Source organism: Xanthomonas sp. CFBP 8445 (assembly GCF_025666235.1).
GTDB lineage: Bacteria > Pseudomonadota > Gammaproteobacteria > Xanthomonadales > Xanthomonadaceae > Xanthomonas_A > Xanthomonas_A indica.
Window position 1 is genome coordinate 1073772 of record NZ_CP102594.1, and the last position, 25025, is coordinate 1098796.

At 69.9% G+C, this 25025-nt stretch carries 17 protein-coding genes; 8 read left to right on the forward strand and 9 right to left on the reverse strand.

The genetic code is table 11. The features are described 5' to 3' along the window. Nucleotides 1-5 precede the first annotated feature (5 nt). Nucleotides 6-647 carry an SGNH/GDSL hydrolase family protein gene (locus NUG21_RS04675; RefSeq protein WP_263392416.1) on the reverse strand — a complete coding sequence of 214 codons (642 nt, stop codon included), beginning with the start codon at nucleotides 645-647 and terminating at the stop codon, nucleotides 6-8. A gap of 103 nt (nucleotides 648-750) precedes the next feature. Next, nucleotides 751-2028 carry a pyridoxal phosphate-dependent aminotransferase gene (locus tag NUG21_RS04680; protein ID WP_263392417.1) on the reverse strand — a complete coding sequence of 426 codons (1278 nt, stop codon included), beginning with the start codon at nucleotides 2026-2028 and terminating at the stop codon, nucleotides 751-753. 342 nt (nucleotides 2029-2370) lie between these two features. Here NUG21_RS04680 and rsgA point away from each other — a divergent pair, with 342 nt between their 5' ends. From rsgA to NUG21_RS04700, 4 genes are all read left to right on the forward strand, one after another. Beyond that, a complete protein-coding gene (gene rsgA, locus NUG21_RS04685; RefSeq protein ID WP_263392418.1) occupies nucleotides 2371-3483 on the forward strand; it encodes a ribosome small subunit-dependent GTPase A in 1113 nt (370 codons plus the stop codon). 8 nt (nucleotides 3484-3491) lie between these two features. Next, nucleotides 3492-4736, forward strand: a complete 1245-nt coding sequence (locus NUG21_RS04690) for a flavohemoglobin expression-modulating QEGLA motif protein (RefSeq protein ID WP_263392419.1) — start codon at nucleotides 3492-3494, stop codon at nucleotides 4734-4736. Between the two features lie 222 nt (nucleotides 4737-4958). Beyond that, nucleotides 4959-5780 carry a hypothetical protein gene (locus tag NUG21_RS04695; RefSeq protein WP_263392420.1) on the forward strand — a complete coding sequence of 274 codons (822 nt, stop codon included), beginning with the start codon at nucleotides 4959-4961 and terminating at the stop codon, nucleotides 5778-5780. A gap of 453 nt (nucleotides 5781-6233) precedes the next feature. Further along, complete coding sequence (locus NUG21_RS04700; RefSeq protein ID WP_263392421.1) at nucleotides 6234-6917, forward strand: type 1 glutamine amidotransferase domain-containing protein; 684 nt, start codon at nucleotides 6234-6236, stop codon at nucleotides 6915-6917. Nucleotides 6918-7260: 343 nt separating this feature from the next. On the opposite strand, the gene NUG21_RS04705 is transcribed toward NUG21_RS04700, so the two are convergent. Both NUG21_RS04705 and NUG21_RS04710 read right to left on the reverse strand, forming a co-directional pair. Further along, the gene (locus NUG21_RS04705; protein ID WP_263392422.1) at nucleotides 7261-9180 is read right to left on the reverse strand and encodes an alpha-amylase family glycosyl hydrolase; all 1920 of its coding nucleotides are present in this window, start codon (nucleotides 9178-9180) and stop codon (nucleotides 7261-7263) included. Nucleotides 9181-9227: 47 nt separating this feature from the next. Beyond that, on the reverse strand, nucleotides 9228-11687 hold the full coding sequence (locus NUG21_RS04710) for a TonB-dependent receptor domain-containing protein (protein WP_263392423.1): 2460 nt from the start codon (nucleotides 11685-11687) through the stop codon (nucleotides 9228-9230). A 302-nt stretch (nucleotides 11688-11989) separates the two neighbouring features. Here NUG21_RS04710 and NUG21_RS04715 point away from each other — a divergent pair, with 302 nt between their 5' ends. Beyond that, a complete protein-coding gene (locus NUG21_RS04715) occupies nucleotides 11990-13336 on the forward strand; it encodes an MFS transporter (RefSeq protein WP_263393031.1) in 1347 nt (448 codons plus the stop codon). A gap of 159 nt (nucleotides 13337-13495) precedes the next feature. Here the strand turns inward: NUG21_RS04715 and NUG21_RS04720 are convergent, their stop codons facing one another. The 4 genes from NUG21_RS04720 to NUG21_RS04735 all read right to left on the reverse strand — a co-directional run bounded on the left by NUG21_RS04720 (nucleotide 13496) and on the right by NUG21_RS04735 (nucleotide 18298). Beyond that, on the reverse strand, nucleotides 13496-14527 hold the full coding sequence (locus tag NUG21_RS04720; protein ID WP_242160957.1) for a LacI family DNA-binding transcriptional regulator: 1032 nt from the start codon (nucleotides 14525-14527) through the stop codon (nucleotides 13496-13498). A gap of 272 nt (nucleotides 14528-14799) precedes the next feature. Continuing rightward, nucleotides 14800-15540 (reverse strand): acetoacetyl-CoA reductase, encoded by a 741-nt coding sequence (phbB, locus tag NUG21_RS04725; RefSeq protein WP_010344527.1) that lies wholly within the window; start codon nucleotides 15538-15540, stop codon nucleotides 14800-14802. 107 nt (nucleotides 15541-15647) lie between these two features. Continuing rightward, complete coding sequence (locus tag NUG21_RS04730) at nucleotides 15648-16973, reverse strand: CitMHS family transporter (RefSeq protein ID WP_019797679.1); 1326 nt, start codon at nucleotides 16971-16973, stop codon at nucleotides 15648-15650. Nucleotides 16974-17107: 134 nt separating this feature from the next. Continuing rightward, a complete protein-coding gene (locus tag NUG21_RS04735; protein ID WP_263392424.1) occupies nucleotides 17108-18298 on the reverse strand; it encodes an OprO/OprP family phosphate-selective porin in 1191 nt (396 codons plus the stop codon). Between the two features lie 244 nt (nucleotides 18299-18542). On the opposite strand from NUG21_RS04735, the gene NUG21_RS04740 reads away from it, so the two are divergent. From NUG21_RS04740 to NUG21_RS04750, 3 genes are read left to right on the forward strand one after another with little or no spacing between them, the layout of a single operon-like run. Further along, complete coding sequence (locus NUG21_RS04740) at nucleotides 18543-19247, forward strand: response regulator transcription factor (RefSeq protein ID WP_263392425.1); 705 nt, start codon at nucleotides 18543-18545, stop codon at nucleotides 19245-19247. Continuing rightward, a complete protein-coding gene (locus tag NUG21_RS04745) occupies nucleotides 19240-20628 on the forward strand; it encodes a sensor histidine kinase (RefSeq protein ID WP_263392426.1) in 1389 nt (462 codons plus the stop codon). Before NUG21_RS04740 ends, NUG21_RS04745 begins: the two co-directional genes overlap by 8 nt. Continuing rightward, nucleotides 20625-21707: an ABC transporter substrate-binding protein gene (locus tag NUG21_RS04750; protein ID WP_263392427.1), complete on the forward strand. Its 1083-nt coding sequence runs from the start codon at nucleotides 20625-20627 to the stop codon at nucleotides 21705-21707. The genes NUG21_RS04745 and NUG21_RS04750 overlap by 4 nt, the downstream gene beginning before the upstream one ends. Before the next feature lie 16 nt (nucleotides 21708-21723). Here NUG21_RS04750 and NUG21_RS04755 read toward each other — a convergent pair whose 3' ends face one another. Next, entirely contained in the window at nucleotides 21724-24858 is a 3135-nt protein-coding gene (locus NUG21_RS04755; RefSeq protein ID WP_263392428.1) for a ligand-binding sensor domain-containing diguanylate cyclase, read from the reverse strand. Nucleotides 24859-25025: the final 167 nt, after the last annotated feature.

Sequence of the window (25025 nt, forward strand, 5' to 3'; positions counted from 1 at the left end):
GCCGGCTAGGCTAACGCATCGCGTGCCGCCGATGACAACAGCGCGGTCCAGCGCGCATACATCGCCGCCGACGGATGCAGCCCGTCGGCGGCCAGCATCGCCGGATCGCCGCCGCCGTCGCGGCTGCAGGCAGTGATGTCGACGAAGCGCACCGCGCGCGCGGCGCAGCAGGCTTGCGCGGCGGCATTGAAGGCGTCGATCTGCACGGCGATGCGCGCCGGATCGTGCGCGGGTGGCTGCGCGAAGGCGGTCACGCCCCAGTCCGGGATCGACACCGCCAGCACCCGCTGCGGCCGCGCGTCGGCGAAACCGATCGCGCGCTGCAGCAGCGCGTCGAACTGCGCGCGGTAATTGTCGAGCGGATAGCCGCGGTACTGGTTGTTGACGCCGATCAGCAGCGTCACCAGGTCGAACGGACCCTGTGGCGCGGCCGCGTCGATACCGGCGTCCAGTTCGTCGGTGGTCCAGCCGGTGGTGGCGACGATCTGCGGATCGTCCAGCGCGATGCCGTCGCGGCGCAGCGCCGCGGCCAGTTGCATCGGCCAGCGTCCGTCGGCGTCCACGCCTTCGCCGATCGTGTAGGAATCGCCCAGCGCCAGATAGCGCAGCGGTGTGTGCTGGACTGAGGCGAAACGCGCCTGGCTCATCTACGCGGCGCCAATGGCAGCCCCATCACCGGCACGCGCGCTCGCAGTAACGGCGCACGCTTTGCCATTCCCCATTCCCCATTCCCCATTCCCCATTCCCCACTCACCGCCCCACAGCCGCCCGCGGCTTCAGCGGCACCACCTTGGTGGCGTCCTCGGCGCGGTGCGCCAGCACGCGGTCGATGCGCGCGAACACCTCGCGCATCGTCGCCGCTTCCGGCAGCAGGGTGACGCGGAAATGGTGCCGGTAGGGCACGTTGAAGCTGGAGCCGGGCACCACCAGCACGCCTTCCTGTTCCATCAGTTCCAGGGCGAAGGCGTGATCGTCGAAGCCGCGCGCGGCGGCGCCGACCACGGCCGGGAACGCGTACAGCGCACCGGCCGGCTGCACCAGCGACAGGTGCTCGCTGGCCGCGCAGGCCTCGATCACCGCGCGGCGGGTCTCGTACAGGCGGCCGCCGGGCGCGCACAACGGCGAGATCGTGTCCGGGCCATTGACCGCGGCATCGATGGCGAACTGGCCGGGCACGTTGGCGCACAGGCGCAGCGCGCCGAGCAGGTCCATGGCGTTGCGGAAATCGCCGACGCGCTCGCTATCGCCGGACAGCAGCGCCCAGCCCACGCGCCAGCCGCAGGCGCGGTGCACCTTGCTCAGGCCGCCGAAGCTGATGCACGGATGCGTACCGGCCAGCGGCGCCACCGACACGAACTCGGCGGCGTCGTACAGCACCTGGTCGTAGATCTCGTCGACCATCAGCAGCAGGTTGTGCTTGACCGCGATGGCGACGATCTTCTCCAGCAGCGCGCGCGAGTAGCTGGCGCCGCTGGGGTTGTTCGGGTTGATCAGCACGATGGCGCGGGTGCGCGAGGACACCAGCGTCTCGATCTCCACCGGGTCGGGCTGGAAGCCGTTCTCCGGCGCGCAGCGGTAGTACACCGGGCGGCCGTCGTTGAGGATGGTGGCGGCCGACCACAGCGGATAGTCCGGCGAGGGCACCAGCACTTCGTCGCCCGGGTTGAGCAGCGCGCGCAGTGACAGGTCGATCAGCTCGCTGACGCCGTTGCCGACGAAGATGCGGTCCGGGTGCGCGTCCGGATGCTGGCGCCGGGCGTAGGCCGCGGCGATCGCCTCGCGCGCCTCCGGCAGGCCCTGTTGGTGGGTGTAGGGGTCGGTGCGGCCCATGTCGTCGGCGATCGCGCGCTGCAGATGCTCCGGTGCACGGAAGCCGAACGCGCCGGGATTGCCGATGTTGAGCTTGATCAGCTTGCGCCCCTGGGCCTCCAACTCGCGGGCTCGCCGTGCCAGTTCGCCGCGGATCTCGTAGCGGACTTCGGACAGGCGTTCGCGGATCGCGAGCGGCTTGATCGGCAGGGTGGGCATCGCATTGGCCGGTGGGGCGTGGGACCTGCATGGTAGCGGAAATGTGACACCACGGCGGGGCAGAGGGCGCCGCGGCAGCCGGTCGTCTACGGCGGCCGGCCGCTGCCGCGGGCGCCGCATCGGGCGCCGCATCGGGCGAGGCGCCGGGATGGCCCGCGTGGCTGCCGCAGACGCACGCCGCAGCGCTCGCCCCGCCACGGGCGCAGCGCCGCGGCGGGCTGCCCGGTGCTGCGCTGTCCTGCGTGGTTGGGCGCGGCCGCCACCCCAGGCCGTCATTGTGCGTGGCCATGGCTGCGGCCTGGCGCTCACCGCGGGGCGTGGCACACCCTCTAGAATCCGCGCATGACTTCCTCCCCGATCGACTTCGACGCGTTGCGCCCCATCGGCTGGCCCTGGCCCGGAATGCCCGAGGAGCCGGCCTGGCGCGCGCTGTTCGACGCACATCCGCAGGCACGGCCGGCACGGGTGGTGGAGCAGCACCGCACCGGCTACGTGGTCGCCGATGCGGTGGACACCGGATTCAAGGTCGAATCGCTGCCGGACTGGCAGCGGCCGCGCTTCCCCAGCCACGAACGCGCCGCGGTTGGCGACTGGGTGTTGCTGGAGGACACGCGCATCGTCGCGCTGCTGCCGCGGCGCACCGCGATCAAGCGCGGCGCCGCCGGCGAGCACTATCACCAGCAGGTGATCGCGGCCAACATCGACACGGTGTTCATCGTCTGCGGCCTGGATGCGGACTTCAATCCGCGGCGGATCGAGCGCTATCTGCTGCTGGTGGGCGGCGGCGGCGCGGCGCCGGTGGTGGTGCTGACCAAGGCCGATCTCACCGAGTACGCCGACGACGCGTTGGCAGTGCTGGAGGAACTGGCGGCGCAGGCCATTCCGCTGCTCACGGTCAACGCGCGCGAGGCCGACAGCGTCGCCGCGCTGCGGCCGTGGCTGGGGCCGGGGCAGACCGCGGTGCTGGTCGGCTCGTCCGGTGCCGGCAAGTCCACCCTCACCAACACCTTGCTGGGCGTGCAGAAGATGCGCACCGCGGCGGTACGCGCCGCCGACTCGCGCGGCCGCCACACCACCACCCATCGCGCGCTGCTGCCGCTGCCGTCCGGCGCCTGCCTGATCGACACCCCCGGCATGCGCGAACTCAAGCCCACTGGCGAGGAAGACCTGGCCGAGGGCGCCTTCGCCGACATCGAGGCGCTGGCCGCGCAGTGCCGCTTCAACGACTGCGCGCACCTGGCCGAGCCGGGCTGTGCGGTGCAGGCGGCGATCGAGCGCGGCGAGATCGATGCCGCGCGCCTGGCCAACTACCTGAAGCTGCGCGAGGAAGTGGCCGGTGCGGCCGGCAAGCTGGCGCAGCGCCAGGCGCAGAACGCGGCCGCCGGCCGCAGCGGCAAGCCCAGCGGCGGCAAGCCGGGCGGCAAGCGCCCGCCGCCGCGCAACCTGCGCCGCTGACGCCGGCCGTGGCCAAGCGCGCGCTGCCGGTCGAGATCCGCCACCACGCCGCACTCGATGCGCGGCTGGTCAAGGCGGTGCGCGGCATCCGCCTGCTGGCCCTGGCCAGTTGGCCGGTGGCGCTGCAGGCGCCGTTCCTGGAGAGCGTGGCGCGCGGGCAGCCGCAGCTGCCGCAGGTGGACTACCCCAGGCTGGATTTCGCCGACACCCGCCGCGAGCTGGCCGCGATCGCCCAGGCCGCCGATCCGGCGCATCCGCTCGGCGCCTACCTGCAGGCCTCCGTGCACAGTTGGGATCTGGCCGCGGCCCTGCTGGAAACGCTGGGCACGCCGGCGGTGGGCACGTACTCGGCGCAGTTGTTCGGGGTGCCGGACGACTCGATGCCCGGCCACGGCCCCACCACCCGCGAGGCCGCTGGCCATTTCATCCGCATCGCCCAGGAGCTGGACCGCGAACTGTTCTCGGCCGAAGAACAGGTGCCGGTGTCGGCCACCGCCTTGCGCCTGCTGCTGCAGCGCGACCTGGACGAATTCTTCGGCGCGCGGGTGATCACGGTGGAACTGGATCCGGACCTGCTGGCCAAGGCCGCCGCCGGTGCGCAGCGCATCCGCCTGCGCTCCGGCGCGCACTTCAGCGACTACGACCGCGCGCAACTGTTCCACCACGAGGCGCTGGTGCATTCGCTGACCGCGCTCAACGGCCGGCAACAGGCGCAGTTGCCGAGCCTGGCGCTGTCCTCGCCGCGCACCACCGCCACCCAGGAAGGCCTGGCGACCTTCGCCGAGCAGATCACCGGCAGCATCGACATCGCGCGGATGAAACGGATCAGCCTGCGCATCGAGGCGATCGCGCTGGCCCGCGACGGTGCCGATTTCATCGAGGTGTTCCGCTACTTCGACGCAGCCGGGCAGGCGCCGGCGGAGAGTTTCTCCTCGGCGCAGCGCGTGTTCCGCGGCGTGCCGACCACCGGCGGCGCTGCCTTCACCAAGGACACGGTGTATCTGCGCGGGCTGGTGTCGGTGCACACCTTCTTCCGCCAGGCGCTGCAGCGCGACCGCCTGCCGCTGTGCCGCTGGCTGTTCGCCGGCAAGATGGCGCTGGAGGACGTGGCCGCGTTCGCGCCGCTGTTCGAGTCCGGCGTGCTGGCGCCGCCGCGCTGGTTGCCGACGTGGGTGGCGCGCGCCAGCGGCCTGGCCGGGATGCTGGCGTTCTCGCTGTTCGCCAACCGGATTCGCATGGATCAGGTGGAGTAGGGGGCGCTCCAGAAAGAAAGGAGTTGTCGCTGCAGGAGGTGGGCGGCATTCGCGGCGATCAGTCGCGTGGACGGCCGAAGCGTCGAATGCGACTGCACTGTTCCTGTGGTTGTCGCAACCCTGCATTGCGGGAAGAAACGAAAAGAAGTCCAAGGCATTTCTCTGGCAAGAAGATGGCTCACTCATGTCCGTCTTGCTTGCAGAAAGAAGAATTCAGTACCTATGCTGGGTCGCACATTTATCGCTAATAAGGGGGCTCGCGTGTCTATGGCGGAAGGTAGGGGTGAGGACGTGGGAGCGGCTGGCGTCATCGCGCAGTTGCGCAGGCAAAATCGAATTCTGAAGATTTTTTCGGCTGTTGCGCTTGCCTTTCCTTTGACGCTAATGCTGATGGGTGCTCGAAGCGCTGGCGGCAAGCAGGTATTTTCCGAGATCGATGTCAAGCGCATCAATATCGTCAATGAGGACGGGTCCAGGTCCATGGTGTTGGCCGCCCCCGGTTTGCTGCCCGATCCGGTGATGGGCGGGAAGGTCATGAAAACCGAGAGGAGCAACATGCCCGGAATGCTGTTCTATAACGGCGTGGGCGACGAGGTCGGCGGGCTCATCTATGACGGCAGTATCGGTAAAGATGGAAAGCCCAGTGGCGGGGTGCATCTTTCGATGGATCGGTTCGGCGGAGATCAGCAAATCGCCCTGCATCACTACGAGGAGGGCGGCTTCATGGAAACCGGCCTTTCCGTGTTCGACCGCGGACTCTCCAAGCAGTACGAAGGGCTGTATGAAAAGTATCTGGCGGCCCCGAATGGGCCGGAGAAGGATGCGCTGTTGAAGCAGTGGAAGGACGCGGGTGGTGAGCAGACGCAGAGACTCTTTGTCGGGCGTACTCGCGGAAAATCGTCTGCGGTGATTCTCGCGGACGATTCCGGAAATCCCAGGATCATCATGTCCGTCACGCCTGGTGGAAAGGCATCGTTGGATTTTATTGATGACAAGGGTGACGTCATCCAGAGTCTCCCGGGAGCCCCTGTCGTGAAGAAGTAGTCGCATGCTTGGGAGTCGTCATCGAGCAAGCGCGCGCCTCGTCGGCATCCACGCCCATTGCGCGGGGGATCTGGGCTGTCGCGGATTCCGAGGCGCGCTGCTGTTTGGCCTGCAGTTCCATTTCACTTCCCACAGATTGTGCAGTGTATGCAGCGCAACCCGGACACGCATGGACTGACCCAGGGCACGGGCGACTACGTCTGGCGTAGGGAGGCCGCCGCCTGTACGTGGTCCGCAGCTTGGTCAACTGGGATATCCCCTTTCCTGCAAGCTGGGTGAGCCACCGTAGCGGATGGGTTGATGCCGTAGTGGTGGCCTCGGCGGCCTTGCAGGATCGAGCAGATAAGTTGAACCGCCTCTCGCGATGCTCACCCGCCGCGAATGTGTGGCTGCCGATACTGCGGCGCCTGGCCTGCCCCCCGCATGGCCGCTTCCCCTCACGAGGAACTCCGCATGAAGATCCTGATGGTGCTGACGTCGCACGACCGCCTCGGCGACACCGGTCACAAGACCGGCTTCTGGCTGGAAGAATTCGCCGCGCCGTACTACACGTTCAAGGACGCCGGTGCCGAACTGACCCTGGCCTCGCCCAAGGGCGGGCAGCCGCCGCTGGACCCGAAGAGCGATGCGCCGGACGCGCAGACCGAGGCCACGCGGCGCTTCAAGGACGACCCGGCCGCGCAGCAGCAACTGGCGAGCACGCAAACGCTGGCGTCGGTGCGCATGGACGACTACGACGCGCTGTTCTACCCGGGCGGCCACGGCCCGCTGTGGGATCTGGCCGAAGACCGCGACTCCATCGCCCTGATCGAGGCGTTCGCGCGCGCCGGCAAGCCGATCGGCTTCGTCTGCCATGCGCCGGGCGTGCTGCGCCGGGTCGCCGCGGCCGATGGTGCGCCCTTGGTGAAGGGACGCCGCGTCACCGGCTTCACCAACGGCGAGGAAGCCGCGGTCGGCCTGACCGAGGTGGTGCCGTTCCTGGTCGAGGACGAACTGCGGCGCCTGGGTGGCGACTACAGCAAGGGCGCCGACTGGGGCGTGCACGTGGTCGAAGACGGGCGCCTGGTCACCGGGCAGAACCCGGCCTCGTCCGAGGCGGCGGCCGAGGCGTTGCTGGGACTGCTGCGCGGGAAGTGAGCGCTATCGATCGCGAGGTTGGCAAGGCGACCGCCATCTCGGTGTGAGAGGACATCGCTTCCTGGCGGGGTGCCGGCGCAGCGGTTGAAGCGCACCTCTGGCAGCCGCGGTTGCAGCGCCTCGCTGGATCCACCTACGCGCTGCCTTCCGTAGGAGCGGCTTCAGCCGCGACAGGCGTTCCCATTAAAGCCGGTCGCGGCTGAAGCCGCTCCTACGACGCACATGTGCCACCGCGTACCAGGCAGGGTGCACGCCTGTGGGAGGGACTTCAGTCCCGACTGCACGCACCCGCACGCGCAGATGTACAGCAGCGGCGCGTACAGGCGCCGCTGCTGTTTTCGGCTCAGCCGCGCCGCCACCAACGCAGGCCGTAGGCGGGCAGGATGCCGTCCCAGTTCGACAGTGCCGAGGGATCGCTGCCGCCATCGGCGATGACCTGCCAGTCGCCTTCGCCCAGCGTGGTGGCGACATCCACTGCGATCGGCTGTGCGCTGAAGTTGTAGACCGCCACGAACGCCTCGCCGCGGGCCAGGCCAAGCAGCGCGGGATCGCCCAGCGGCAATGCGCGCAGCGGCTGGTCGGCGGCCAGTGCCGCGGTGGCGGTACGCGCGGCGATCAACCCGCGCAGGCGGGTGTAGACCTGGCCGGGCAGGCTGGCGGTGTCGTGGCGCTGCGCCGCGCGTGTCCAGTCCATCGCTGGCCGATGCAACCAGCGACCTTCGTGGCAGCGCAGCGGGTCGTCGCGGTAGGTCTCGTCGTTGCCCAGGGCCAGTTCGTCGCCCATGTACAGCAGCGGGATGCCCGGCATCGCCAGTGCCACCGCGTACAGCAGCAGCAGGCGGCGCACGCCCCGCTCCAGTGCGTCGCTGTCGTTGGCGGCCAGCGCCGTGGCGATGCCGGTCAGTGCCGCGCTCATGCCGTTGCTGCCGTGTACGCCGTCGCCGCTGCTCTGGAACGCCTCGCCACGCGCGTAGCTGTCGGCGGTGCGGCCGGCGTAGAACTGGGCGATACGCGCCAGCGCGAACGGGGCCACGCCCTCGCCACCGGCGGCTTCGCGCTGCAGTACGTTCCAGCCGATGTCGTCGTGGCAACGCACGTAGCTGAGCCAGGCGCAGGCCGGCGGCAGCGCGGGCGTGTGCGCGATCGCCGCCTGCAGGATGTCGCCGCGCTGCTCGGCCAGCGCCACCCAGCCGGCCGCCATCAGCGTGCTGTGGTAGGCCAGGTGGCATTCGTGGCCGCGCGCGGCGCCGGTGCCGAAATAGGGCGGCAACTGCTCCATCGGCACGATCGCCTCGGCCTTCAGCAGTACCGCCGGCGCCAGGATGTCGGTGAGCGCGCGCAGCGCCTGCAGGATGATGTGCGCCTCCGGCTGGTTCATGCAGTCGGTGCCGGGGCGCTTCCACAGGTAGGCGGTGGAATCCAGGCGGAACACCTCCACGCCAAGGTTGGCCAGGTGCAGCAGCGCCAGTGCCATCTCGCCGAACACCGCCGGATTGCTCCAGTCCAGATCCCACTGGTAGGGATAGAACGTGGTCCACAGCCAGGCGTCGGCTTCCTCCACCCAGGTGAAGTTGCCCGGTGCGGTGTGCGGGAACACCTGGCCCAGGGTGCGCTCGTAGGCGTCCGGCACGCTGCGGTCGGGGAAGTGGTGGTAGTAGTCCAGATGCCGCGCATCGCCACGCTTGGCCGCCAGCGCCCAGGGGTGGTCGTCGGCGGTGTGGTTGAGCACGAAATCGGCGCACAGGCTGATGCCCGCAGCGCGCAGGCGCGCGGTCAGCGCCGCCAGGTCGTCGGTGTCGCCGAGCCGCGGCTCGACCTGGCCGTAGTCGCTGACCGCAAAGCCGCCGTCGTTGTCGCCGTCGCGCGCGCGCAGGAACGGCAGCAGGTGCAGATAGCGCACACCCAGTTCCTGCAGGTAGGGCACGCGTTCGCCGACGCCGTTCAAGGTGCCAGCGAAACGGTCCACATAGGCGCTGTAGCCAAGCATCGTCGGGGTGGCGAACCAGTCGGGCGCGCGCTCGGCGTCGAGCTGGCGCAGCGCCGGCGGCCGCGCAGTGGCGGCGGCCGCCAGTTGCGTCAGCCACTGCGGCAGCCACTGCGCGAAGGCCGGATGCGCGCCGTACAGCGCGTGCAATGGGGCGAGCAAGCGTTCGCCGTGGCGCTGCAGGCGCGGCAACAGCGCGGCGGCGGCATCCGGAGGCAGATGCGCCTGCCACAGGCTGTGGGCGAGCGCGGACAATGCGGAAGGAGCGGGTGCGGTCATGGGGGGCTTGGCCGCGCCCCGGGCGGGGCGCGGATGTGCGGTCCTCGTCAGAAGTCGTAGCGCAGGCTGATGCTGGAGGTGCGGCCCGGGATCGAGCGCGCGCGGATCACGCCGGAAGACGCATCGGCGATCGACGCTTCCTCCGCTTCGGTCAGGCCGAAGGTGTTGAACAGGTTGTTGACGTTGAGCGAGACGGTCAGCGCATCGGTGATGCGGTAGTCGCCGAACAGGTTGACCTGGGTGTAGCCGGGCATCTTCAACTGGTTGCTGTCCTGGGTGTAGGCCGGACTGGTGCCGATCGCGTTGACGCCGACCTGGTAGCGCTCGCCGCGGTAGCTCGGCGTCAGCTGCCAGACGAAGCGCGCCTGCCGACGCGGCGTGTTGCCGGCGTTGGCCGGGGTGATCTGGTCCTTGTCGATGGTGGCGTCGGTCCAGGTCAGGCCGCCGTTGAGGTTGAAGCCACCGGCGCGGTACGCCGCTTCCAGTTCCAGGCCGTGCGCCTTGTAGGTGCGGTCGAAGAAGCGCTGGGTGGTCGCTTCGTAGTTCTGCTCCTGGGTGCGCGCGGCGAAGGCGGTGGCGAACAGGCTCAGCCCGCCACTGCGCCACTTCAGCCCGCCCTCGAGCTGCTTGACCACGTTGACCGCCTCGTTGGAGGACACCGAGCCGTCGTCGCGGACCACGCCGAACAGCAGGCGGTCGGCGTTGGCGCGCGCGCCGCGGCTGTAGCGCGCGAACGCGGCCAGATCGTCGTTGAGCATGTAATTGCCGCCGAACGAGTACGACAGGTAGTTCCAGTCGTAGCGCACCGGCTTGCGGTTGCCGTAGTCGATGGTCGCCACGCTTTGCTCCGGCGCCTCGATCACGCCGTCGCCGTTCACGTCGACGTTGCTGGCCAGCAGGCCGCCGGCGGTGTTGCCGCGCGCGCGGCCCACGTCGTAGCGCAGGCTGCCGTCCAGGCTCAGCGGACCCTGGTCCCAGCTCAGCGCCAGGTACGGTGCGTTGATGTCGTAGCGCACGTCGTAATGACGGGTGACGTCCAGGCCCCAGTACGGCACACCGTAGGCGTACAGTCCGTCCTGCGAGCGCAGGCTGCCGTCGGCGGCGACCACGTCCAGCAGCCGCGGCCGGTGCGCCAGCGACTGCACGTAGGAATTCCAGGTCCAGTCCACGTCGATGGTCTGCCGCGAGGTGTACCAGCCGGCCTTGAGGTTGAGGTTGCCGCCGTCGCCGCTGCCGAAGTCGCGCGCCAGGCTGAGGTCGTTGACCACGTTGCCCAGGTCGTTGAGATGCACGTTGAACAGGTGCGTGCGCAGCGCCAGCCCGGTGTAGGCCTGGCCGGCGCTCGGGCCGTCGACGTAGCGCAGGCCGGCGCCGGCGCCGCCGATGCTGGCGGCCAGCGCCGCGGCATCGGCGACCTGCGCCGGGAACGGCGAGACGAAGCGCCCGGAGGTGTCGGCGATGCGGAACTTGTCGGTCAGGGTCCAGCCGCCGCCGACATCGAACTGCGCCTCGGCGCCGAACGCGCGCGACAGCGGATGCATGCCGTCGCCGAGTTCCACGCGCGAGGGTTTGTTGCCGCCGTCGAGGGTGGCGCTGCTGCGGAAGTACGGGCTGTACAGCGTGTCGGTGCCGGGGTCGAAACCGTCGATGCTGCCGAAGTGCGGCGACCCGTCGCGGCCGCTGACCCGCGTGGGTACCGGCAGGTAACCGGCGGCGCGGTCGTTGAGGTACTTGGCGTAGACGCGCACGTAGCCGTTGTCGAACAGCCGGGTCAGGTTGGCCTTGAGCTGGCCGCCCTTGTCGGTGGTGTAGCCGGCGTCGCGCACGCCGTCGCCACGCCGGTAGAAGCCGCCGACGTTGAACTGCCAGTGTTCGGCGAACGGCGCGCCGTAGTCGAAGTCCAGGCGGGTGTTGTCGTAGCCGCCCAGCCCGCGGGTGAGGCCGACGCTGCCGCCGGCGGTGTCGCCGGTCTTGCTGATGAAGTTGATGATGCCGCCCGGCGAGTTGCTGGCGAAGGTGGAGGCAGAGCCGCCGCGGATGGCCTCGATGCGCTCCAGGCTGTAGTCGGCGCGCAGGAAGATGTCGGCGTTGCCGAAGGCGATGTCGCCGAACTCCAGCACCGGCAGCCCGTCTTCCTGCAACTGCAGGAACTTGGCGCCGCCGGAGGCGACCGGCAGGCCACGCACGGCGATGTTGGCGTTGCCTTCGCCGCCGCTGGATTCGGAACGGATGCCGGGGATGTTGCGGAAGATCTCGGCGGTGCTGCGCGGTGCCGACTGTTCGATCGCCTCGGCGCCGACGGTGCTGACCGAGACGCTGGACTTGAGCTTGCTCTTGGGTGTGGCGGTGCCGGTAACGAACACCGAGTCCAGGCTGACCACGTCGCCCTGCGCCGCCGGGGCGTCGGCAGCGGCGGGCGTGGCCTGTTGCGCGAGCGCAGCCGGCGCGGACAGCGCCGCGGCGACGGCCAGGGCCAGGGTCTGCAGGCGGATCGAAGGGTGGTGCATCGCTGTCTCTCCCGAAGCGAAGTGGTGCAGTAGGTGGCGGCGCGCCACCGCCGGAAACGGGCAGGGCGCGGCACGGACGGTGGGTGCGGCGGGCTACAGATACGGCTGCTTGCAATCGTTTGCAATTTGCAGTGCAGCAAAGCCGGCAGCGGTGCCGATGGATTCCGATCAGGAAGAGACAGGGCATATCTTGCATGGTGCAGCGCAGCGTTACAAACGATTGCAGGCACGGCGACACTCCGCTCCGCCGCTGCGGCACGCCTCCCGCGTGCCCGACCCGCCCCAGGCCGATGCCGATGCTCATGCGTTCCGATCGCCCTCTGCTTCCGCTCTCTCGCGTGCTGGCGCTCAACGCCGGTTTCTTCGGCGTGCAATACAGCTTCGGGCTGCAGCAGAGCAACATGAGCCCGATCTACAACTACCTGGGCGCCGACCACGCCAACCTGCCGTATCTGTGGCTGGCCGGCCCGATCACCGGGCTGGTGCTGCAACCGGTGGTCGGTGTGCTCAGCGACCGCACCGTGACCCGCTGGGGCCGGCGCATGCCGTACATGGTGGTGGGCGCGCTGGTCTGCAGCCTGTGCCTGCTGACCATGCCCTTCAGCGTGGCGCTGTGGATGGCGGTGGCGCTGCTGTGGATGCTGGATGCGGCCAACAACGTGGCGATGGAGCCGTACCGTGCGCTGGTGAGCGACGTGCTGGCGCCGCCGCAGCGGCCGCTCGGTTACCTGACCCAGAGCGCGTTCACCGGCCTCGGCCAGACCCTGGCCTACGTCACTCCGCCGTTGCTGGTGTGGCTGGGCATGAACCAGGACGCGGCCAATGCCCACCATATTCCCTACGTCACCATCGCCGCGTTCGCGATCGGTGCGGGGTTTTCCGCCGCGTCGATCCTGCTCACCGCGCGCAGCGTGCGCGAGCCGGTGTTGACGGCGGCGGAACTGCAGCGCTTGCGCCGCGCCGCGGTCGGGCCGCTGGCGACGCTGCGCGAGATCGTCGACGCGGTGCGGCAGATGCCGCCGACGATGCGGCAGATGGCGCCGGTGATGCTGTTCCAGTGGTATGCGATGTTCTGCTACTGGCAGTACATCGTGCTGTCGCTGTCCACCACCCTGTTCGGCACCACCGCGGCCGATTCGCACGGCTTCCGCGAGGCCGGCCTGGTCAACGGGCAGATCGGCGGCTTCTACAACTTCGTCGCGTTCCTGGCCGCGTTCGCGATGGTGCCGGTGGCGCGCCGGTTCGGTCCCAAGGCCACCCACGCCGCCTGCCTGGTCGCCGCCGGCCTCGGCATGTGCCTGCTGCCGTCGATCCACGACCGCTGGCTGTTGCTGCTGCCGATGATCGGCATCGGCCTGGCCTGGGCCAGCATGATGGGCAATCCCTACCTGATGCTGGCCAACAGCATCCCGCCCGAACGCACCGGCGTGTACATGGGCCTGTTCAACCTGTTCATCGTGCTGCCGATGCTGATCCAGATCGTGACCCTGCCGCTGTACTACGACAGCCTGCTGCAGGGCGACCCGCGCAACGTGATCCGCCTGGCCGGCGTGTTGATGCTGTTGGCGGCGGTGGCGATGTTGTTGGTGAAGCGTCGGGAATGGGGAACCGGGAGTGGGGAATCGGGAAAGCGCGGCATCGTGCGCTGAGACTCCGCGTGGCAACCGATTTCCAACTCCGCTATCTGCGTGCAATCCATTGCCAGGAAGCGCGCAATTCGAATGTAGAGCCCTAGGCCAGCTGATGCAGCGTCAGCGCGCGACCAGCGCCTTTCCGATTCCCCATTCCCGATTCCTCATTCCCAGCCTTCAAGCCGACTCCCGCACCACCAGGCTCACCGGCAGCTCCACCGAGTCGACCGGTGTGCCGGCAATCAGGTGCAGCACGCCGTCCACCAGCAGGGTGGCGGCCTGCGCCAGGTCCTGGCGCACGGTGGTCAGCGGCGGCTGGCTGTAGGCGGCGAGCGGAATGTCGTCGAAGCCGACCAGGGCGATGTCCTGCGGCACGCGATGGCCGGCTTCGATCAGGGCGCGGATCGCGCCCAGGGCGATCACGTCGGAGGCGGCGAAGACCGCATCCGGTGGATCGGTCTTCTTCAGCATCGCGCGGGTCAGGCGGTAGGCGTCCTCGCTGAGGAAGTGGCTGCGCGCGTGCAGCCGCGGGTCGAACACCAGGCCGTGCGCGTCGAGCATGCGCCGGTAGCCGGCGAAGCGCGGCGCCACTTCCGGTAGTTGCTCGTCGCCGAGGAAGGCGATGCGCTGGCGGCCGTGCTCGATCAGGTGCGCAGTGGCCAGTTCGCCGCCGCGCAGATTGTCGCTGCCGACGCTGGCATAGGCCTGGCCATCGATGCGGCTGCCCCACACCAGCATCGGCAGGCCGCCGCGCGCGGCCGCGTCCAGCGAGGCGTGCTCGTGGCTCTGGCCCAGCATGATGACGCCATCGGCCCGGCTGCTGCGCGCCAGGTCCTCGACCCAATGGTCCTGGTGCTGGTCCAGCTTGGACAGCAGCATGCTGTAGCCGCGCGCGGTCAGTGCGTCGGCGAGCAGCGCCAGCATGGTCATCATGAACGGGTCCGACAACGGCTGCTCGTGCGCGTGCATCAGCGGCACCGCGACGCAGACGATGTTGGAGCGGCGCGAACGCAGGCTCCGCGCCACCGGGTCGACCCGGTAGCCGGCGTCGCGGGCGAGCTGCTTGATGTAGGCGCGGGTGCGTTCGGCGACCACCGGATTGTCGGCCAGCGCGCGCGACACCGTGGATTCGGAGACGCCGGCCATGCGTGCGATGTCGGCCATCTGCAGGCGCGCGGCGGGCGCGCCGGGTTCGGGTTTGTCGGACATGCGGAGCGGGGCGCGACGAACGAAGCGGAAGCTGCAGTGTATGCCAGGCAGGCGGCGCGCCGCTTTGCGCGCCGCGGCCGTATCGCCGCCGCGGTGGTGGGCGCGTCGTGCCCGTGGGCGCCGCCACGCCGCGCCGGCCGGGTTCAAGCAGGAGGCGTGTCTGTGCGGCCCGTTGCGGTGTCACTGAGCCTGGCGCACGTCCCCGTCATGGCGCCTGCCTGCCGCGCGCACGCACAACCGCGGCGCGCACAGCGCGGGAGGCGAGGCATGTCTCAGGCCATGTGCAGGCCGCCGTTGACCGCGTAGTCGGCGCCGGTGACGTAGGCGGCCTCGTCCGAGGCCAGCCAGGCGCACAGCGCGGCCACTTCCTCGGGCTTGCCGAGCCGGCGCAGCGGCACCGAACTGGCCAGGCGATCGAGCACGTCCGGCGGGAAGCCGCTGATCGCCGCGCTGGCGATGTAGCCGGGCGACACCGTGTTGACGGTGACCCCACGCGAGGCCACTTCCTGCGCCAGCGCACGGCTGAAGCCCTGCATCGCCGCCTTGGCGGTGGCGTAGTTGATCTGCCCGATCTGGCCCTTCTGCGCGCTGACCGCACCGATGTTGACGATGCGGCCCCAGCCGCGCGCGGTCATGCCGTCCACCACCTGCTTGGTAATGTTGAACAGCGCATGCAGGTTGCTGGCGATCACCGCCTGCCAGTCCTCGCGGCCCATCTGCCGGAACAGCATGTCGCGGCTGCCGCCGGCGTTGTTGACCAGCACGTCGATCTCGCCGACCTCGGCCTTGACCTTGGCGAACGCGGCCACCGTGGAATCCCAGTCGGTGGCGTTGCCTTCGGAGGCGATGAAGTCGAAACCGAGCTCGCGCTGCTCGCGCAGCCACGCCGACTTGCGCGGCGAGTCCGGGCCGCAGCCGGCGACCACGGTGTGGCCGTTGCGCGCCAGCTTCTGGCAGATCGCGGTACCGATGCTGCCCATGCCGCTGGTGACGTAGGCGATGCGGAGGGTCATGGCTTAACTCCTTCGGAGTTGGGAATGGGGAGTGGGGAATCGGGAATGGTGGGAAGCGGGGCCGCTCTTGCGATTCCCGATTCTCGATTCCCCATTCCCGGCAGCGCTCAAGCGGCCAACGGATACAGTGCGAATAACAAGCTGCCACCCATCAACACCAGCGAGATCAACACCGCCCACTTCAGGGTGAAGCGCTGGTGGTCGGCGAAATCGACCTTGGCCAGGCCGACCAGCAGGTAGGTGGACGGCACCAGCGGGCTGAGCAGGTGCACCGGTTGCCCGGCCAGCGAGGCGCGGGCCATCTCCACCGGGGTGATGCCGTAGTGGCTGGCGGCGTCGGACAGGATCGGCAGCACGCCGAAGTAGAAGGCGTCGTTGGACATGAAGAAGGTGAAGGGCATGCTGGCCAGCGCGGTGATCACCGCCAGGTACGGGCCCCAGGCGTCGGGGATCACCGCCAGGAAGCTGCGCGACATCGCCTCGACCATGCCGGTGTTGGAGAGGATGCCGGTGAACACGCCGGCGGCGAAGATCAGCGACACCACCGACAGCACGTTGCCGGCATGGTTGACCAGGCGCCGACGCTGTTCGGCCAGGTTCGGGTAGTTGATCAGCAGCGCCAGGGCGAAGCCGATCATGAACAGCACCGGCATCGGCAGCACGCCGATCACCAGCGCGGCCATCAACGCCAGGGTCAGCACCAGGTTCACCCACAGCAGCCGCGGCCGCTTGATGTCCTCGGCGTCCTCCACCGTGGGCAGCGCCTCGCCGTCGTCGGCCACGCTGCCGTCCATCCAGGCATCGCCGGGCAGCGTCACCACGCCGAGGCGCCGCCGCTCCTTCATGCCCAGGTACCAGGCCAGCACCAGGATGCCGGCGATCGCCAGCGCCATCGCCGGCACCAGCGGCACGAACACGTCGGCCGGGTCCACGTGCAGCGCGGTGGCCGCGCGCGCGGTCGGGCCGCCCCACGGCGTCAGGTTCATCACGCCGCCGGCGAGGATGGTCACGCAAGTCATGTTCAGCGCGTTCATGCCCAGCCGCCGGTACAGCGGCAGCATCGCCGAGACGGTGATCATGTAGGTGGTGGAGCCGTCGCCGTCGAGCGAGATCAGCAACGCCAGCACCGCGGTGCCGACCACGATCTTCATCGGGTCGCCCTTGACCAGGCGCAGGATGCGCCGCACCAGCGGATCGAACAGGCCGGCGTCGATCATCACCCCGAAGTACAGGATCGCGAACATCAGCATGACGCCGGTGGGCGCGATCTTCTTGATCCCTTCCAGCATCATCTCGTTGATGCCGGTGCCGAAGCCGCCGGCCAGCGCGAACACGATCGGCACGATGATCAACGCGACCAGCGGCGACAGCCGCTTGCTCATGATCAGGTACATGAAGGTAATGACCATTCCGAAACCGAGCGCGGTCAGCATGGAAGTTCCTCAGGGTGGTGCATGAAAGAAGGCGGATCCCGCAGCGGAGATCCGAAAATCGAAAGCCGACCAGATGTCACATCGCGAAATGCCGCCGTTGCGAATCCCGAATCCCCACTCCCGAATCCCCGCACTCAGAAGTCATACTGAAAGCGTCCGGTAATCGCCCGCGTATGGTCCAGCGTCACGCCCGCCAGGTGATCGCGGTTGCGGCTGTCGATCAGGTTGAGCATCAGCCGCAGGTTCGGCTTGAGGTACCAGTTGCCGGCCAGCGTCCACGAGGCGGTGGAGGCGTCGAGCAGATCCGGCTGGCCGTCGCGGTGCTGCTCGCCCCACATGCGGTCGTAGCGCAGCGCCAGTTCGAAGGCGCCGTACTTGTGGTTGACCTGCTTGATGCGGGTGAAACGCCCGGTCTTGCTGTCGTAGCGGCGCGATTCGCCGGTGGCGAACCAGCTGACGAAGCCGTAGGCCGCCATCACGTCGGCACGCTGCGCACCATCGTCGAACACGCCACCGCTGAACTCGCCCTGCCACGACAGCGGGCCGCGCACCTGCGCGTATTCCAGCGACCACTTGTCCACGTCGGTATCGCGGCCGTCGGCGAAGCGCGCCAGGGTGACGCGGCTGTCGTCGGACAGATGCCCGGCCGGGCGCGGGCGGATGCTCAGCGCCGGCGCGCCGCCGGCGCCGGGATGGTCGTAGCGCTCATGCGCCAGCGACAGGCCCAGGTGCAGCACGTCGCCGTCGCGCGCACCCGGCGCCCAGGTGCCGCGGCCGCCGAACGCATGGCCGCGGACGTTGGAGACGTCGATGCTCTGCAGGCTGTAGACGCTGGCGGCCCAGGTGTAGTCGGTGCCTGCGGCCTGCCACGACACCGCCTTGCGGTACAGCGGCGCCAGCGTACTGGCCGCGCCGCTGCGCTCCAGGAACTGGCCGAAGTTGGAGCCGGTGCGGTCATCAAGGGTGAAGTACTGCTTGAACTGGCCCACGGTCAGGGTGCCGGCGCCGAATTTGCGGGTGATGTAGACGTCCTTGGCCTCGATGCCCTTGCCGTTGAAATCGTCCTGCAGCCCGGCGAAATCGCCTTCGACCTTGTAGCCGAAGCCGAAGAACTTGCCGGACACATCCAGCCACAGGCGGCGGATCTCGGTGTCGTCGGGATTGGGCGTGCCGCGATTGTCGTTGTCGAAATGGGCGAAATCCCAGTGCAGGCGGCCACCGAGTTCGGCGGTCACCGGGCCGTCGTCGTCGGTGGCGGCGCGCGCCGATCCAGCCAGGCACAGCAGCGCGCAGGCGCTGCCCCATGTCAGAGTCTTCAGTTCCACGTCCCCTCCCAGGTGCGTGTCGCAGCGATTGGATCGGTCCGCCAGCGCATGCCGCGGACCGGCATGGACGCAGCCTAGTCGGGCGTAGCTGTCATCGACCTGTCGGTGGGGCCGGGATTGGGGATTCGGGATTCGGGATTGGTAAAAGCGCCGTGCGCGCTGTCTGCCCTGACGCAGGCGCGTTAGCATCCGCGTACGGAGCCGCCTTGCGAATCCCCAATCCCCAATCCCCAATACCCGACCCATGCGCCTGCTCCTGGTAGAAGACAACGCCGATCTCGCCGATGCGATCGTGCGGCGCATGCGCCGCAGCGGGCATGCGGTGGATTGGCAGCGCGATGGCTTGAGTGCGGCCGGGGTGCTGCGCTACCAGCGCTTCGATCTGGTGGTGCTGGACATCGGCCTGCCGGGGTTGGACGGGCTGCGCGTGCTGGCCGGGCTGCGCGAGCGCGGCGATACCACGCCGGTGCTGATGCTGACCGCGCGCGACGGCATCGAGGACCGGGTGCAGGCGTTGGACGTGGGCGCCGACGATTACCTGGGCAAGCCGTTCGATTTCCGCGAGTTCGAGGCGCGCTGCCGGGTGTTGCTGCGGCGCAACCGCGGCCAGGCCAGCGAAGTGGTGCAGCTTGGCGGCTTCGCCTTCGACAACGCCGCGCACAGTGTCAGCCTGGACGGCACGCCGATCGACTTGCCCAACCGCGAATACCGCCTGCTGGAGATCCTGATCGGCCGGCTCGGCCAGGTGGTGGGCAAGGACGAGATCGGCAACGGCCTGTTCGGCTTCGACGACGAGGCCGGGCCGAACGCGATCGAGCTCTACGTCGGGCGCCTGCGCAAGAAGCTGGCCGACGCGCCGCTGCGCATCGTCACCGTGCGCGGCGTCGGCTACAAGCTGGAGGCGGCCGCGGCGCCGCCGGATCCGGCGGCAGCGGGCGGCGATGGCTGAGGCCGCGCCGCCAGCGCCGTCGATCCGGCGCACGCTGTTGCGCTACCTGGGCGCGTTGTCGCTGCTCGGCGCGGTGGCGCTGTTCTTCGTGGCGCGCGATTACGGCCAGCGCGCCGCCAACCGTTCCTACGACCACCTGCTGGTGTCCTCGGCGCTGTCCATCGTCGATTCGGTGGCGCTGGCCGGCGGCCAATGGCAGGTGGATCTGCCGTACGCGGCGCTGGACCTGCTGGCGATGGCGCCGGAGGACCGGGTGTTCTACCGCGTGTTCGATGCGCGTGGGCGCACCATCACCGGCTACGACGACCTGCCGGCGGCGCCGTCGCTGCCGCGCGCCAGCGCACCGCCGCGCCTGTTCGACGCGGTCTACAGCGGCGAGCCGGTGCGCTTTGCGGTGGTGTCGCGGCGGGTGTCCTCGGCGGCGGCGCAGGACCAGGTGTGGGTGCAGGTGGGGCAGACCCGCCGCGCACGCGAGGCGCTGGCGCAGGACGTGGTGCTGCACGCGCTGGTGGCGATCGCACTGCTGTCGCTGCTGGCGTTGGCGCTGGTCTGGCTGGGCGTATCGCGCGCCTTGCGCCCGTTGCGCACGCTGGAGCGCGAGCTGTCGCGGCGCGAACCGTCCGAGCTCAAGCCGGTGGCCGCCACCGCGCCGCAGGAGATGCAGCAGATGGTGACGGCGCTGAACCGCTTCATGGCGCGCCTGGCCGGCAGCAACGAAACCTTGCGCGCCTTCATGGCCGAGGCCGCGCACCAGATGCGCACGCCGCTGGCGGCGCTGCGCGCGCAGGCGCAACTGGCGCTGGACGAGGACGATCCGCACGAGATGCGCCGCAGCCTGGAGGCGATCGAGCGCAATGCCACGCACATGAGCCGCCTGCTCAACCAGTTGCTCAGCGATGCCAGCGTGATCCACCGTTCGAACCTGCAGCGCTACGCCAGCGTCGACCTGGCCGAGGTGCTGCACCAGGCGCTGCACGAGGCCGTGCCGCAGGCCGCGCCGCGGCCGCGCGTGCAACTGGCCGTCGCCAGCGAACCGGCGCTGGTGCGCGGCGATGCGCTGCTGTTGCGCGAGGCGATCAAGAACCTGATCGACAACGCCTGCAAGTACGGCGGCGACGGCCCGCTGCAGGTGGCGCTGACCTGCAATGCGCGCGACTGCGTGGTGACCGTGGCCGACCACGGTCCCGGCATCGCCGCGGCCGAGGCCGAGCGCGTGTTCGAGCGTTTCGTGCGCGGCGAGGGCGCGGCCGCCGGCGGCGCCGGGCTGGGCCTGGCGATCGTCAAGCGCGTGGTCGAGGCCCATGGCGGCCGCATCGACCTGTCCAACCGCGTGGGCGGCGGCCTGATCGCCAGCCTGCACCTGCCGAGGTTGCATCCATGAGCCTGTGCGCACTGTTGCGCCGTCTGCCGCTGCTGTTGACCGTGCTGCTCGCCGGCACCGCGCTGGCCGCGCCCGGCGACGTGCGCCGCTTCCCGGCACAGGGCGCCGCCAGCGCGCAGCTGTGCATCCAGGGCTCGACCGACATCGAAGTGTTCGCCGCGGTGATCGGCGACTACCAGCGCCTGCATCCGCGCACCGAGGTGGTGTACCAGGACGCGATCGCCTGGGACATCTACCAGCGCTATCTGCGGCCGGGCCCGGGCCCGCGCTGCGCCGATCTGCTGATCAGCGCCAGCATGGACCTGCAGACCAAGCTGGTGAACGACGGCCACGCGCTGGCGCACCGTTCGCCGCAGACCGAGGCGCTTCCGGCCTGGGCGCAATGGCGGCACGAACTGTTCGGCATCAGCTACGAGCCGGTGGCGATCGTCTACAACACCGCGCGGCTGCCGGCCGCGCAGGTGCCGCGCACCCGCCGTCGCCTGCTGGAACTGCTGCGCGCACCGGGCCAGCCGCTGCGCGGACGCATCGGCACCTATGACGTGGAGCGCAGTGGCGTGGGCTACCTGTTCGCGACCCAGGACAGCCAGCTCGGCAGCATGGCCGGGGCGCTGCTGGCAGCGATGGGCGACAACCAGGTGGTGCTGGAGGAGCGCACCGGCGTGCTCCTGGACAAGGTCGCGCGCGGCGAACTGCTGCTGGCCTACAACGTGCTGGGCTCGTATGCGCAGGCGCGCATCGATGCCGGCGCGCCACTGGCCATCGTGCAGCCGGAGGACTACACCCTGGTGGCGCTGCGTACCGCGGTGATCCCGCGCGACAGCCCGCATGCGGCCGAGGCGCGACGTTTCCTGGACTACCTGCTGTCGCCGCGCGGACAGCAGGTGCTGTCGCGCGAGGCACGGCTGCAGCCGATCCTGCCGCAGCCGGGCAGGGTGGCGCAGGGCGGGCCGGCCGCCGCCGCGGCGTTCCGCCCGATCGCGCTGGGCCCGGGGCTGCTGGTGTACCTGGATGCGCTGAAGCGGCGCCAGTTCCTGGACGCCTGGCGCAGCAGCATGCAGCAGGCGCCGCCGGGCTGAGCCGCGGTGGCGGCGCTCAGCGCGCGAAGCGCGGCTGGCGCCCGGGCGAGCACAGCACGCGCACGCCGTCGCCGAGTTCCTCCGGCGCGCCGCCGGCCAGCAGCGCGTGCAATCGCGGCCGGTCCGGTGCGGCGCCCGGCGCCAGTCCCACCCAGGCGTCCTTGCCGGCACCCTTGGCGGCGTAGAGGCAGCGGTCGGCCAGGCCCACGCTCTGTTCCCAGTCGCCCAGCGCCGGCCACGCGGCCACGAACGGCCACGGCGCGAAACCGATCGAGCAGGTCAGGGTCAGTTCGCGCTCGGCCAGGGCGAAGCCCTGCGTCGCCACCGCCGCGCGCAGGCGTTCGGCCAGGTCGGTGGCGGCGCCCTCGCGCGGCAGGCGCGTGACCAGCAGGAATTCCTCGCCGCCCCAGCGCACCAGCAGGTCGTGCTCGCCGCACAGCCCGCGCAGGCGATCGGCGCAGTGCACCAGCGCGGCGTCGCCGGCCTGGTGGCCGTAGTCGTCGTTGATGCGCTTGAAGTTGTCCACGTCGATCATGAAGAAGTACAGCGCATCGGCGCTGCTGCCTTCGTCCAGCGCCGCCAGCAGGGCCGAGCATTCGCGTGCCAGCCAGTCCTGCAGTTCGCGGCGGTTGGCGACCTGGGTCAGCGGATCCAGGCGCGTGGCCGCCTGCAAGCGCGCGTTGCTCTGCAGCAGTTGCTGATTGGCGCGCTCGAGCTGGCGGGTGCGCTCGGCCACGGTCAGGTTCAGCAACTCCACCATGTCGCGCTCGCGGTTGACCGTGCGCCGTACGCGATGCAGCACCAGGCCGATCACCGCCAGCCCCAGCAGCACGTAGCCGGCATAGGCCAGCGGATGCCGCCACGGCGGCGGCAGTACCTCGATCTGCAGCCGCCGCGCGGCGCCGAACTGGCCGTCGCGCCCGGCCGCTTCCACCACCAGGGTGTAGCGGTCCGGCGGCAGGTGGCTGACCGAGAAATCGCTGTGCGCGGTCTGCGGATACACCCAGCCCTTCTGCAAGCCGTCGACGCGGTAGCGCAGGCGCGCGGTGCCGGGCGCGGCGAAGTCGATCGCGGTCATGCCGAGGGTGAACACATTGTCGCGATGGTCCAGGGCGATGCGCTGCGCGTAGACCACGTCGCTCTCGGCCTGGTTCTGGCCGCCGTTGCGATCCTCGCCGGCATTGAGGATGCGCAGGTCCGTGAGCACCGCGCGCGCCTGCGGGCTGCGCAGCGGCAGACGCGTGGGATCGATCACGTCCACGCCCTGGGTGCCGCCGAAGTACAGCAGGCCGTGTGCGTCGAGATAGCCGCGGCCGCTGTTGTATTCCTGGTTCTGCAAGCCGTCGCGGCGGCCGAGGCTCTGCACGATGCGGGTGCGCGGGTCGAGCACGCTCAGGCCGTTGTTGGTGCTCAGCCACAGCCGCCCCTGCGGATCCGGCAGGATGGTGTAGATGACGTTGCTGCTGAGGCCCTCGCGGTCGCTGTAGCGCACTGCCACGTCGCGCTTGAGGTCGATGCGGTACAGCCCGCCGGAGAAGGTCCCCACCCACAGCACGCCGTCGTGTTCGTACAGCGACCACACCGAGGGGTACAGGGTGCTGCCGCGCGGGCGGTACAGCTCGGCGGGGCGGCCGCTGCGCATGCGCCACACGCCGCAGTCGTTGCAGCCGATCCACAGCGTGTCTTCGCTGTCGCGGTAGACCCGGGTCAGGGTGTGCCCGTTCAGCGGCGCCCAGCGCGGATCGTTGCGCACCTGGCCGCCGACCACGCGGCTCAGGCCGCGGCGGGTGGCCACCCACAGGGTGTCGCCTTCCAGCAGCAGATCGTTGATGTGCGCGTCGGCCAGCCCACCCAGGCGCCGCAGAGCGCCGCTGCGGTCCAGGCGCCACAGCCCCTGGCGCGTGCCCAGCCACCAGCCGTCGCGGTCGGCGGCGATGCTGCGGATCGCCTGGCTGGCCAGTCCCGGTACCACGCGCCACGCGGCGCGGTTGCCGTCGCGCAGCAACAGGCCCTGGTCGGTGCCGATCAGCATGCGCTCGCCGTCGCGCCAGATGCTGCGCACGCTGCTGCTGGGCCAGTCGTGGGTGTCGCTGACGCGCTCCTCGTCGTTGCGGATCACCGCCGACAACGGCCGCACCCGGTACAGCCCGGCGGTGTAGGTGCCGATCCACCAGGTGCCGTCGGGGGCCTGGTAGAAGCGGATGATGGCGCTGTTCGGCGCTATGTCGAAGCTGAGCCGCTGCGGCGCATGCCGCGCGCTGTCCAGTTGCGTCACCGTGGCGTTGGTGGTGCCGACCAGCACACGGCCATCGTGCAGCCGGATCAGCGCGCTGAGGTCGCTGCCGCCGGTCAGCAGCTGCGCCGGCGTCCAGTGCGCCAGCACCGCGCCGCGCGGATCGAGCTGGAACAGCCCGCCGCGCGCCGAGGCCAGCCACAGCCCCTCCGGCCCGGACTGCAGGCCCACGCATTCGTCGATGCCGGGCGGTGCCGGCAGTGCCTCGCGGGTGTCGCGGCCCAGCCGCCACAGCCGGCATTGCCTGTCCAGCGCCACCGGCTGCTTGCCGTCCGGCATCCAGGTCAGGCCCACCACCGGCGCATCGCCGCCCAGCGGACGTGCCCGCTGCAGGTCGGCGTCGACACGGTCGGCCCCGCGTTCGGTGCCCAGCCACGCGCCGCCCTGCGGATCGATCAGGATCTGGGTGATGCGGTTGTGCGACAGCCCTTGCTTCTTGCCGAGGCGGTGGCGTTGCCAGGTGGCCAGCTCGATCACTTCCAGGCCGGCATCGTTGGTGCCCAGCCACAGGCGGGTGCCTTTCGGCTCGAAGCCGAGGCTGTCGATGCTGCTGCTCAGCAGACTCTGCCGGCTGTCGCTGCCGAGCTCGCGCCGGTAGGCGCGGAACAGATGGCCGTCGAAGCGGTTCAGGCCCTCCTGCGTGCCCACCCACAGGAAGCCCTGGTCGTCGCTCTGCAAGGCGTTGATCGACAGTTGCGACAGGCCCTCGTCCAGGCCGAAGTGTTCCAGGCTGCTGGGCAGGTCGTCGTCGTTGGCCGTCACGGCCGCCGCCGCGGTCGGCGCCAGCGCCAGGCACAGGAGGAGGCAGCGCGCGGCCAGCGGCAGGCGGCCCAGCAGGTTGGAGAGCGAGACGATCACGCCGTCTTATCGGCCAGTGTGGTGCTGGTCTTGAATACGCGGCCGTCGCTGTCGCCGTTGCGGTAGCGGCTGGCGGCTTGCGATACGTGCGTCCCGTGCGCAACGCGCCGACTTGCGCCGGGTGACGCGCCCCGGTGGCGTCCCGCAGGCCGACCATGGCCGCCATT